The sequence below is a fragment of the Aeromicrobium sp. genome (assembly GCF_014378035.1).
In the GTDB taxonomy this organism is placed as follows: Bacteria; Actinomycetota; Actinomycetes; order Propionibacteriales; family Nocardioidaceae; genus Aeromicrobium.
This window is the reverse complement of record NZ_JACMOM010000082.1, coordinates 1-10,850: the sequence shown is the minus strand read 5'-3', so window position 1 is coordinate 10,850 and position 10,850 is coordinate 1. Positions and strand designations below refer to the sequence as shown.

Here is a 10,850-nt window from a genome sequence, read left to right as displayed (position 1 = left end):
TTACCAGTTGGGAAGTGAATACATGCGAGTCAAATATCGAGTGTCGCGCAACACGCGGCAGTAACAAGTCGCACCAGTCCAGGCGTGCCGCGCAAGCTGGCCGTGCCGAGCACGTCGAGCGCGATCATCCGGGCCGCTTGCACTTGGACGCGCACCAAGGCAAGAACTCGCTCGGGGGCGAGGGTCCGAACCAGGTCGACCCATTCCGATACTGAGTCCGTGACGGCCTGACCCACGCTCGTCGCGACGTCGTCCGGCAGATGTGACATCTCGGTCAGGAGCAGCGAGACGAGAGCCGGCTCCTCGAAGGTGAACTCGACAAAGGCACTCACGAGTGCCTGGAGACGATCGCGAGGATCATCCACACCGCGCACAGCACGCGAAGCTGCATACTCTTGCCACTCCACGCTACGGATCATCAAGGCCGCGACGAGGCTCTGCTTCCCCGGAAAGTAGTTGTAGAGGCTGGCGCCTGCCATCCCGACCGCAACACCGATGTCATCGAGCGTCACCCCGCTGTAGCCGCGCCGGCTGAACAACGTCGCCGCAGCCCTCAAGATAGCCTCGCGGCGCAAACCCCGATCGCTCGGTGGCGAGGGCGGTTCCGCCACGCCGCCCGGTGGGAGTTCGAGCAACACCACACGTCGCATCGCTTCGCAGAGCACCGACTGGAACTTCCTGTTGGGTAGTCGTTCGGCGTGGAACGCGATGCTGGCCAGGATGTCGAGAGCGGCCCAGGCCAGCACCAGCGAATGCTCGGCGTCGAGCTCTTCACACACCGAGCGCAGCTTCTCGGCGAAGGCCTCGGGCAAGGCCCGATACTCCCGCCGCAGCTGAGCGCCCGCCTCGTCGTCGAGGTTGCGCACCTCACTCGTCCACAGCAGACTGCTGCGGCGGGTCTCGAGCGCACTGCGCGCGAGGTCGGCCAGCACCTCGTCCAGACCGGTCGGCTCACCGAGGGCCAACGCCTCCAGGCGTAGCCGCGCTCCCCGCGAGATCGCCTCGCGCAAGATCTCGTGCTTTCCCGAGAAGTGCCGGTAGAGCGCCGACGGCTGCGCGTTGACCGCTTCGGCAATGTCGCTCATTGACACATTGGGGTAGCCGTTCGAGGTGAACAGCTCCGTTGCCGCCGAGATGATGAGATCGCGTCGATTGCGCGGACGAGTACCCCTGGCGGGAACGCCAGCAGGGCTCGTCGACGTCATAGTCGTCCTCCTGCCGTTCGCGCGCCTCGGTGTCACCTCGTCAAGACCGTGCAGGCGCTGACGCCGGGCGCTCCATAGACATGGGTAAAGGCCACTTTAGGGCTACCCGGCGCCTGGCGGCCACCGGCATCACCGCGAAGTTGCACGACGTTCTCGTACACCTGGCGAAGCCCGCTCGCCCCGATCGGCTCACCGTTGGCGAGACAACCGCCGTCGGTGTTGATAGGGAGGGCTCCACCGATCTCGGTCTGCCCCTCGGCGATCATGCTCTCCTGCTCACCGTGCTTACACAGCCCGGTCTCGGCCATGTGCATGATCTCAGCCCCGGACTCGGTGTCCTGGATCTGGGCGATGTCAACCTCGTCGGGCCCGATGCCGGCCTCTTCGAACACCGCGGCGGACGCGTCGACGGTCGGACCAGCGACCCGCTCAGCGGCCAGGTGCGGCGAAAACACCTCGAAGGAGCCGTACTTGCGGGTGAGGAACGAAACGGCCCGCAGCTGTACCGGCGTGGACGCGTAGCGGTGCGCCAAATCGCTGCGACACAGCACGAGCGCAACCGCGCCCTCGCCGGGCGAGCAGAACATAAACTGCGTGAGCGGCTCGTTGATCATCCGCGAGCCGGCAATCTCCTCCTCGCTCATCGGCGTGCGACGCCAAGCGTTCTCGTTGAGCGCTCCGTTCGCGAAGGCTTTGCGCGCCACCTTGGCCAACGTCGCGCTGCTGATTCCGTAGTCGTGCATGTAACGCTGTATCTTCGCGGCGAAGAACTGTGTCGTCAGCATCAGGCCGGTCTCGCCGTACCAACTGGGGAGGCCCCAGTCAGCAGGGTTCTCGTTAAAAGCGCCGCGAGGATGCTTGTCGAAGCCGATCGCCATCGCCACGTCAGCGGCGCCACTCTTGATCATCGCGGTCGCGACAGCGAGCGAACTACCCCCCGCAGCGCATCCGTTCTTGACGTTGACGAAGGGGACCCCGGTCAAGCCCAAGCGGCTCACCATCGTGTCGGGGTTGCCCGCCGAGTCACTACCTCCGGCGGCGAACTGCACGTCCGGCCAGGTGATGCCCGCATCGGCCATCGCCCGCTTCGCGGCGATGACTCCCTGCGTCTGCCCGCTGACACCATCGGTGCGCCCAAACGCGTGCATCCCGATCCCGACAATCGACACTCCACTCATGACAACTCCTGTTCAATCGGTGCGAAGGCAAAGGTCTCGACGGGTGTCCCGTCGGCGTCGTGCGTATAGACCTCGGTGCCGAGCTCGACCGGCATGCCGATCGTAAGCCGATCGATGTCGGCGAGAGTGAGCCGCGACTCGACGAGCACCTCTCCCCCGAGATCGACGTAGCCCAGCCCGAAGGGAGTGAACTCCTCAGGACCGTTGTACGGCAGCTTGGGACGGAACTCCTGAGTCGTGAACGTCCACAAGGTGCCCCGCCGTGCGAGCTCGTGCTCCTTGATCAGGATTCCAGTGCAGCGCGCACACGACGACGCCCGTGGAAAGCTGACCGCGGCACAGTCGGCGCATCGTCCACCGATCAAGACCGGGCCCTCAGCTGTGCGCCGCATGTCGTCTGCGGCGACCCATCGTGTAATCATGATCTCCCCTACTCTCAGTTCACGGTTGACGTGGCCAGAACAGCGGTCATTGCCGGCTCGGAGCCGCCGAGACTACGACCCGGGCCACCGGGATGGCGACCCGGAATGCGCGCCACCAGCGGGCGCAACGCAGCTCGGATCAGCCCGACGATTCCGCGCGGCATCACGAACATGACGACCACGAGCGCGACGCCATAGGTGAAACCGGACGCCGATTGGTTGACCTGTTCGGTAACGGTCGGGATGTACTGGATAAAGAACGCTCCGAAGATCGCTCCGGGCACCGTGCCGATGCCACCGATGACGATGAGCGACAGGAAGGCGATCGTCATCGTGAGGCCAAAGGAGTCGGGGCCCACGAACTGCACCGCATAGACGTAGAACACTCCCGCGGCGCCGGCGAAGGCGCCGCTGATCGCGAACGCCGTCGTCTTGGTGTGCGCGGCTTGGATGCCGAGGGTGCGAGCCACAATCTCGTTGTCGCGCACGGCGACGAGCGAGCGTCCGATGCGTCCGGCGGTCAGGCGTTTGGCGACAACCCAGGCTATCGCAAGGCCGCCCAGCGTGACATAGAAGATCCACTGGTCGTCGGCGAGGCCAGACCAGTCGGGCGCCGTCGCGGTGAACACATTGATTCCCTCTTGACCGTCGGTCACCGAGCCGAGCCGCTTGATCGCGGCCGGCGTGATAATCGCCAGGCCGAGCGTCACGAGCGCGAGCTGCAGACCCTGCAGGCGCAGCGCCGGACGCCCGACGAGGTAGCCGAATGCAAAGCAGACGACGATCGAGATCGGCAATACGGCCAGGTAACCCCAGCCGCCGTGGATGAGCACAGCCGCGGTGTAGGCGCCGAGGGCGACAAAGGCGCTGTGGCCCAGGGAGACCTGGCCGTTGTATCCGGTGAGCAGGTTCAGCCCGAGGCCGCCGATGGCGTAGACCATGACCATCGTCAGATCGAAGTTCACGTACGGTGCCGAGTTCAGCGGCAGCATGATCGCGACGAGGAGGACGACCGCAGTCGTCGACCAATGCAACCAGGACGGCCCCTGGATGGGTGCCTGCTCGCGCCGCAGCGCGGTAATTATCGTCGAAGCACTCATACCCGCACCACCGCCTTCGTGCCGAAAAGACCCTGCGGCCGCACGAGCAGCACCGCCATGATGATGAGCACGGCAACGGCCTGTTTGAAGTCATTACCGATGATGTCGACGTAGGTACCTACGAGGTTCTCAGCGATACCGACGATGAGTCCTCCGACGAGCGCGCCGACCGGGCTGTCAAAGCCGCCGAGCGTGGCCGAAGCGAAAGCATAGAGCAGCATCGTGGCCATCATGTTGGGCTGCAGGTACAACTGCGGTGCGACGAGCGCGCCCACGAGCGCGCCGATGGCGCCGGCCAGGCCCCAGCCGATCAGAAGCATACGGCTCACCGGGATGCCCGAGAGCCGAGCCGAGTCGGGATTGCTCGAAGCCGCACGCATTTCGAGGCCGAACCGCGTCCTCTGGAACAGGCAGAACAATATGCCGGCGAGAACCGCGACGGCAACCAAGGTGCCGGCGGCCTGACGCGAGATGGAGGCGCCGGCAAATGAGACCGCGCCCGATCCGAAGGTGGGCGGTACCTCCTTCGTCAGGTAGCCCCACACCCATCCGGCCCCGCTGTTGAGTGCGAGCATCACGCCGAGCGTGACGATGATGAGCGGCAGGTGCGCCTCGGACGAGGTGCCGAAGGGGCGGATCAAGAAGCGCTCCATCGAGGCGCCGGCGAGGAACGAGACGGCCACTGCCACGAAGATCGCGAAGGCGAGCGGCAGTCCCCAGGTGTGGGTCTGCCAAGTGATGTAGGCCGCGATCATGGCCATTTCACCCTGGGCGAAGTTCACAATGCCGGAAGCCCGGAACACCAGCACGAGGCTCAAGGCCATCGCGCCGTAAAGGGCACCCGACGCAACGCCGTCGAGCACTTGTTGCAAGAACATCTGCATGGTCAGCTCCTGACCCTCGGAGGGGGTGGAAAGGGATGGGGGGAGGTCATGCTCATCCGCCCAGATAGGCACGACGGATGTCATCATTGGCCTTGAGGACGTCCGCCGGTCCGCTGCTGACGACACGGCCGGCCTCGAGCAGCACGGCCGAGGATCCGATGTCTAGGGCCAGGTGCGCGTTCTGCTCGACGACCACGATCGTCGCGCCGGACTCGGCGTTGATGACTCCGAGCGAGGCGAACAGCTCCTGGGTGACCTTCGGCGCGAGTCCGAGCGAGGGCTCGTCGAGCAGGAGCAGGCGGGGCGAAGACATAAGGGCTCGGGCGATGGCCAACATCTGTTGCTCGCCGCCGCTGAGCCCGCCGGCCTTCTGCGTGCGACGCTCACCGAGCCGGGGGAAGTGCTCATACCAGCGGGCGATCTCGCGCTTCTCGCCACGAGGACGCAGGTGGGCACCGATCCGCAGGTTCTCCTCGACCGTCAGGTCGATGAAGGTTCCGCGCCCTTGAGGCACGTGGGCCACACCGCGCGCGGCGATTTTCTCGGTCGACAATCCCATCAAGTCGACGCCGTCGAGCTCGAGGTGTCCCGAACGGCGAATGAGCCCGGTGAGCGCTCGCAACAAGGTCGTCTTGCCCGCACCGTTGGCGCCGAGCACGACCGTGATCTCGCCTTCGGCTACCTCGAAGGTGATGTTGTGCAGCACCTGCCCGCGGTCGTACCCAGCGGACAGTCCTTCGGCCACGAGCAGGCTCATGTGGCTCCTCCCAGGTAGGCGTCGACGACGGCCGGGTCGCTGCGCACCTGAGCCGGATCGCCTTGGGCGATCACGCGGCCGAAGTTGAGGACCACGACGGCGTCCGAGATTGACATGACCATTCCCATGTGGTGCTCGACGAGCAGGATCGACAAACCGCGCGAGTCGCGGATCATACGTATGGTCTCGGCGAGCTCGGCGACCTCGCTGTGGTTGAGCCCGTTGGCGGGCTCGTCGAGCAGCAGGAGCTGGGGGTCGACCATGAGTGCACGTGCCAGCTCGACCCGCTTGAGTGTGCCGAACGGGAGCCCGTCGGCGAGCTCGCCAGCCACCGACTCGAGTCCGAGCTCAGCCAGAATCTGATGCGCCCGCTCGATCTCGCGGCGTTCTTCACGGCGTCCGCCCGGCAGCCCGAGGGCGGTCGACCAGAAGCCGCGGTCGGTGCGGCGGTGACCGCCGACGAGTGCGTTCTCGAGCACCGTCATCGACGGGAACAGCCCCAGGTTCTGGAATGTGCGCGAGATGCCGACCGACGCGATGTCCTCGGTGCGCAGGGAGAGCACATTGGTACCGGCAAAGTCGATCGTTCCGCTGTCGGGCTCGTAAAGCCGGCTGATGCAGTTGAACAGCGTCGTCTTGCCGGCGCCATTGGGTCCGATCAGTCCGCAGATCTGCCCGGACTGCAGCTCGAACGAGGGGCCGTCGAGGGCGACCACGCCGCCGAACCGCATGTGCCCGTCATGGACTGAGAGGAGAGGCTCCGCCCCCGCCGCCGGGGCGGCGGGGGCGGAGCTGGATGCGGTCATACTCATGGGCGATTGACGGGATCGCCCGTGGCTTCCCACGTCTTTCCGTCGAACTCGAGCATCTGGACGGTCTCGATGAAGTACGGGTAGTCGTCGGTCGTGCTGACCGCGACACCAGGCAAGAGCAGGTCGGCCTGCGCTCCGTCGAGGCTCTGCACGGCGTCCAGCAGGTCCTGACGCTTGCAGCCATCCATCTTCTTGAATGTCTCGACCATTAGCTGGGCCATGGTATAGCCGTTGGCCGAGGCGCCGTCGGTGGCGTCGACGCCCTTGGCGCCGTCGGCGAAATCCTGCCAGGCCTTCATGCCTGCGTCGTCGCCCCAGGAGTCGTCGGCGACGTCTTTGAGCCAGTTGAACGAGATGGTGCCCGTGACCGCATCAGCTCCGGCCGGTCCAACGAGGCTCGCGTGGTTGTTGCCCGAGCCGAGAATCGTCAGCGGCTTCCAGCCGAGATCGGCGGCCTTCTTAAGCGACTGCGTTACGAACGTTCCGGTCGCGTAGTCGACGAACACGTCGGCGCCCGACGCTTTGAGCTTGGAGACTTGAGCATCGGCTGAGCCGCCCGACTGCTCGTAGCCCTGCTTGCTCACTATAGTGACGTCGGTGTCCTTGAACGCCTTCTCGAAGCCGGCCAGGATGCCCTTACCGTAGCCGTCGTTCTGGTACAGGATCCCGACCTTCGCGTCGGGCTTTTCCTTAGCGATGTACTTCGCGAAGACGTCCGCCTCCCAGCCGTACTGCGGCAGCCAGGCCATGCCCCAAGGCTTCTTGTCGTGCTGCGCGAGGAAGACGTCCGAGCCGGTACTCATGAACAGGTTCGGGATGCCCTTGCCGTTCACGTAGTCGTAGATGGCTTCGTTGGGCGAGGTGCCTAGAACGCTAAACAAGCTGAAGACGCCGGTCTTGTCGACGAGCTCGCGGGCGTTGCTGACGGTGCGAGCCGGGTCATAGGCATCGTCGAGCACGGTCAGCTCGATCTTGCGCTTCATGCCGTCACCCATCTCTACGCCGCCTTCGGCATTGAGCGAGTCGAAGTATTTCTTGGCAGTGTGGGCAATCTCGCCGTAGGCAGCTCCAGGGCCGGAAAGCGGGATGCTCGACCCGAGCTTGACAGTTGTGTCGGTGATGCCGACGTCGCAGTTTCCGGATGCCGAGGAGCTCGACTCCGTGGAGTTGCTCCGGCCACCGCAGCCGGTGAGGACGAGGGTGGCACAAGCCAAGACGGCCACGGGGATGGTGCGTTTCACAATTCCTCCTGATGATCGAGCCGCGTGTGATCGGCGCCACCAACATCGTGCGTGACCTGAATCACTCTGTCAAGCCCTAAGTGAATTGTTATCAGGTCAGTTTCTTCTCACGGTGCGCCCGGTAGAAAATTTGTATGCCCATAATGCGCGCTAGTGATACGAAAAAGCATTCACTTGATGTCCAAGTTCGACATCAAGTGAATGCCCGGATGTTTAACAAGCGACACTCAGGTGAAAGCCAGTGCCTCGTCGACGCGATCGCGCAAGACCTGCTTCCTGACCTTGCCGCTGGGCGTGCGAGGCAGTTCCTCGATCGTCTCCAGTCGTTCGGGCAGCTTCTGCTTGGCCAAGCCGTAGCCAAGAAGGTGCTCGCTCAGCTCTGACAGGGTCAGACCGCGTCCTTCGCGCAGGACCACCCAGGCACAGACTCTTTCGCCGAGCACCGGATCACTCATGGGCGTGACCGCCACCTCGGCCACCATCGGAAGGCCCGCGATCATCTCCTCGATCTCACGGGCGCTGAACTTCTCGCCACCACGGTTGATGATCTCCTTGATTCGGCCGCTCACCGTGACGTAGCCACCGTCGTCGACGCGTACGAGGTCGCCAGTGCGGAAGTAACCGTCGAGCGTGTAGGAGGTGTCGTTGAGCGACTCGTCCACATAGCCGAGGCACATCTGCGGGGCTCGCCACCATGCCTCACCAACCTCTCCCGGGTCGACTTCCCGACCGCTGTGGGGGTCGACGACCCGCGCCTCGACTGGGAACAGCCAGCGGCCCTCGGTGCGCCGCTTCTTCGCCGCAGGGTCCCAGGCGGAGCCACAGCTCGTGTTGGGCGCCTCGGTGGCGCCGTACATGCGCACGACTTCGCCGAGACGGTCGTTGGCGCGCTCCGCGAGCGACTCGGGCACATCGGCCCCACCACACACGATCGTGCGGATATGGTCGGCCAGCCTCACGTCACGCGCCTCGGCGATCTCGGTGAGCGCCGCCAGGAACGGCGTCGAGAACATGAGGAACGTGCTGCGCTCGCGCGCGACGATGTCGAAGGCGTTCTCTGGGTCCCACGCTTCCAGGATCGTCGTCGTGCAGCCGAATGTGGCCGGGAACAAGAAACTCAGGGAGATGCCAGTGATGTGGGTGACCGGCGAGGGGTTAAACAAGACGTCGTTCTCATTGAGTGAGAAGAACGACTCGCACATCCGCGTCGACGACATGATGCCGTCATGCGTGTGGATCGCACCCTTGGGATCGGCCGTCGTGCCCGAGGTATAGATGACGACAGCGACATCATCACCTCGGCCCGCCGAAAGTGCTACCTGTTCACGCGGCAGGGGGGCGGCGGACTCGACGTCTTCGAGGCGTATGGCGGAACCTTCCCGTTCGGCGCGCACGTAGACGATTGACTCGAGGTGGCTGTCGGACTCGAGGAGTTCGTTGTACATCCCGACGAAGTTGAAGTTGCGGAACCGCTCGGCGACAAAGGCGAACCGCGCCCCGGTCTGCCCGAGGATGAACCCGACTTCCCGTCGACGCAAGATCGAAGTCATTGGCACGACGACACCGCCGGCCATCATGACGCCGTGAAAGATCACGTCCGACTCGGTCCAGTTTGGCAGCTGGAACGCGACTGCCTCGCCAGGTCGGAGTCCGCGGGCACGCAGCCACGAGGCGACAGTGGCGGCGCGCTCCCACAACTCGCCGAAGGTCAGACTGCTGGTCGAGTCGCGCAACGCTGTCCTTTCGGGGAAACGATCGACACAGCGGCGCAGCTCTTCGGTTACCGACGCATTTCGCCAGTAGCGAGCCTCCCGGTAGAAATCGATTCGGTCCTGCGGCGGGAGCCACGTAGGGACGATCGTCTTCGTCGTGCGCTGCATTCCTGTCCTCTCACAAGTGACCCGTCATGCCAGGGGCCGCATCCTGCATCTCGCCTGCTCTATTGAGTTCGTCCGCGCGTCAACTCTCAAGTGAGCATTGACTAGTCGCAATGATGATTGCGTAACAAACTTTTGCTCATGATCTTAGAGTACTAACTTGCACTAAGTGAATGACAGTCAGCCAACAAGCCGAGAATGCCACCTCGTCGTCCTGGTCACGCTGATCCGGCGCCGGCGCCGGATCGGGATCGGGATCGGGATCCACCATTATTCTGGCAGCCGATACGTTTCGGCGTTTTCGCGGTCATCGTCAAAGCTGTATTCGATGATACGGACCCTGATCGGCTCGCTGCTTCTGCGTTTCTTACCCGATGGCAGGATCTGAGCCAGCCAAGAACGTCACCTTTTTCATGGCCGCCGACAGGTGAGCCGGTGCACGTCGGCAACGAGCGCGTTGTGTGGATAGCGAAAGCACTGGATCGCCGCTTCCCAGAAGAAGTCGAATTCGCAGATGCAGCCGAGCAGGCTGGGCTTCAACCAGCTTGACTCGAGGGCTGGACTACCTGGGAACAGACCCCTGCCCCAGTGGCGACGAATCTCGAGTTTGGTGGCCGGGCGCGCGGCGCAAAGGTTGCGTTTCTCGATCGGCGTCGCGTTAGCATCACCTCGATGATGGCTTCCAGCTGACCGTCCGGCTTCGGGCCGGACAGCCCTCCCCCGCGTTGCCACGAGCCGACTGCCTGCCGGATGGCCTGACCTGGCTGATCGTCAGCGAATTCACGGTCGACGGCGGGCATCTCAAGCGAGCCGTCCCCAGGACCGCGTTCCGGACAATGGCCTCGCAACGCAGTGCGAGCCCGAAGGCGAGGTTGATATCGACCTTCGCGTGCTTCGCCCTGCTGTAGCTGATCTTTGCTTGTCCCTTGAGGAATCGACCGATCTTGCTGATGGAGATTTCACGCAGCGTGAAGTGTTCAAAGGCTGGCATCACCAGCGTGCGCATGTCCCGCTCATACAGTTCTCGTGTGCTGACCGCGATCCGGTCTTCAGGTCAAGATCCTCCAGCCAGACCTGCACCAGTGTCGGGAACGGGGTGCCAGCACACAGCTCTCTAACGCTTTCAGGCCTGGAATCCTTGGATTCCCAAGCCTGATCGGTCGGGCTGACAGGGTATGAACCTGCGACCCCCTGGCCCTCCAACCCTCAGTCACCTGCGCCATCGAGCTGCGCCAAGGCCGGAAGGACGACCATCAGGAACCCGACTGTAGGACGACCGCCGCCCCGAAATCGGCGTGGGTCCACGTGCCTAAGCGCCAGGGACACCCGCCGTCGCGATGACTTGGCTCCACGACACGAGGTTGGCCTCACCAT

10 protein-coding genes are annotated in these 10,850 nt (G+C 64.1%); all 10 read right to left on the bottom strand.

What is annotated here, in order from left to right:
- Positions 1–29: 29 nt before the first annotated feature.
- The 10 genes from H7290_RS04400 to H7290_RS04355 all read right to left on the bottom strand — a co-directional run bounded on the left by H7290_RS04400 (position 30) and on the right by H7290_RS04355 (position 10,482).
- Positions 30–1,205 (bottom strand): TetR/AcrR family transcriptional regulator, encoded by a 1,176-nt coding sequence (locus H7290_RS04400; protein ID WP_290512805.1) that lies wholly within the window; start codon positions 1,203–1,205, stop codon positions 30–32.
- A gap of 32 nt (positions 1,206–1,237) precedes the next feature.
- Complete coding sequence (locus H7290_RS04395; protein ID WP_290512804.1) at positions 1,238–2,383, bottom strand: thiolase family protein; 1,146 nt, start codon at positions 2,381–2,383, stop codon at positions 1,238–1,240.
- The gene (locus tag H7290_RS04390; protein WP_290512803.1) at positions 2,380–2,805 is read right to left on the bottom strand and encodes an OB-fold domain-containing protein; all 426 of its coding nucleotides are present in this window, start codon (positions 2,803–2,805) and stop codon (positions 2,380–2,382) included. Before H7290_RS04390 ends, H7290_RS04395 begins: the two co-directional genes overlap by 4 nt.
- Before the next feature lie 14 nt (positions 2,806–2,819).
- Positions 2,820–3,905 (bottom strand): branched-chain amino acid ABC transporter permease, encoded by a 1,086-nt coding sequence (locus tag H7290_RS04385; RefSeq protein WP_290512802.1) that lies wholly within the window; start codon positions 3,903–3,905, stop codon positions 2,820–2,822.
- A complete protein-coding gene (locus H7290_RS04380) occupies positions 3,902–4,876 on the bottom strand; it encodes a branched-chain amino acid ABC transporter permease (protein WP_290512801.1) in 975 nt (324 codons plus the stop codon). Before H7290_RS04380 ends, H7290_RS04385 begins: the two co-directional genes overlap by 4 nt.
- Positions 4,842–5,546, bottom strand: coding sequence for an ABC transporter ATP-binding protein (locus tag H7290_RS04375; RefSeq protein WP_290512800.1), 705 nt, complete (start codon positions 5,544–5,546; stop codon positions 4,842–4,844). Before H7290_RS04375 ends, H7290_RS04380 begins: the two co-directional genes overlap by 35 nt.
- Positions 5,543–6,352: an ABC transporter ATP-binding protein gene (locus H7290_RS04370; RefSeq protein ID WP_290512799.1), complete on the bottom strand. Its 810-nt coding sequence runs from the start codon at positions 6,350–6,352 to the stop codon at positions 5,543–5,545. Before H7290_RS04370 ends, H7290_RS04375 begins: the two co-directional genes overlap by 4 nt.
- Positions 6,353–6,354: 2 nt before the next feature.
- On the bottom strand, positions 6,355–7,599 hold the full coding sequence (locus H7290_RS04365) for an ABC transporter substrate-binding protein (RefSeq protein ID WP_290512798.1): 1,245 nt from the start codon (positions 7,597–7,599) through the stop codon (positions 6,355–6,357).
- A 227-nt stretch (positions 7,600–7,826) separates the two neighbouring features.
- Positions 7,827–9,479, bottom strand: a complete 1,653-nt coding sequence (locus H7290_RS04360) for an AMP-binding protein (RefSeq protein ID WP_290512797.1) — start codon at positions 9,477–9,479, stop codon at positions 7,827–7,829.
- 661 nt (positions 9,480–10,140) lie between these two features.
- On the bottom strand, positions 10,141–10,482 hold the full coding sequence (locus H7290_RS04355; RefSeq protein WP_290512796.1) for a hypothetical protein: 342 nt from the start codon (positions 10,480–10,482) through the stop codon (positions 10,141–10,143).
- Positions 10,483–10,850 lie beyond the last annotated feature (368 nt).

What these genes read in the sequence shown, in the direction of transcription:
- H7290_RS04390 (WP_290512803.1), bottom strand. Translation starts at nt 2,805, where the DNA reads ATGATTACACGATGGGTCGCCGCAGACGACATGCGGCGCACAGCTGAG.
- H7290_RS04400 (WP_290512805.1), bottom strand. Translation starts at nt 1,205, where the DNA reads ATGACGTCGACGAGCCCTGCTGGCGTTCCCGCCAGGGGTACTCGTCCG.
- H7290_RS04370 (WP_290512799.1), bottom strand. Translation starts at nt 6,352, where the DNA reads ATGACCGCATCCAGCTCCGCCCCCGCCGCCCCGGCGGCGGGGGCGGAG.
- H7290_RS04385 (WP_290512802.1), bottom strand. Translation starts at nt 3,905, where the DNA reads ATGAGTGCTTCGACGATAATTACCGCGCTGCGGCGCGAGCAGGCACCC.
- H7290_RS04380 (WP_290512801.1), bottom strand. Translation starts at nt 4,876, where the DNA reads ATGATGACATCCGTCGTGCCTATCTGGGCGGATGAGCATGACCTCCCC.
- H7290_RS04355 (WP_290512796.1), bottom strand. Translation starts at nt 10,482, where the DNA reads ATGCGCACGCTGGTGATGCCAGCCTTTGAACACTTCACGCTGCGTGAA.
- H7290_RS04360 (WP_290512797.1), bottom strand. Translation starts at nt 9,479, where the DNA reads ATGCAGCGCACGACGAAGACGATCGTCCCTACGTGGCTCCCGCCGCAG.
- H7290_RS04395 (WP_290512804.1), bottom strand. Translation starts at nt 2,383, where the DNA reads ATGAGTGGAGTGTCGATTGTCGGGATCGGGATGCACGCGTTTGGGCGC.
- H7290_RS04375 (WP_290512800.1), bottom strand. Translation starts at nt 5,546, where the DNA reads ATGAGCCTGCTCGTGGCCGAAGGACTGTCCGCTGGGTACGACCGCGGG.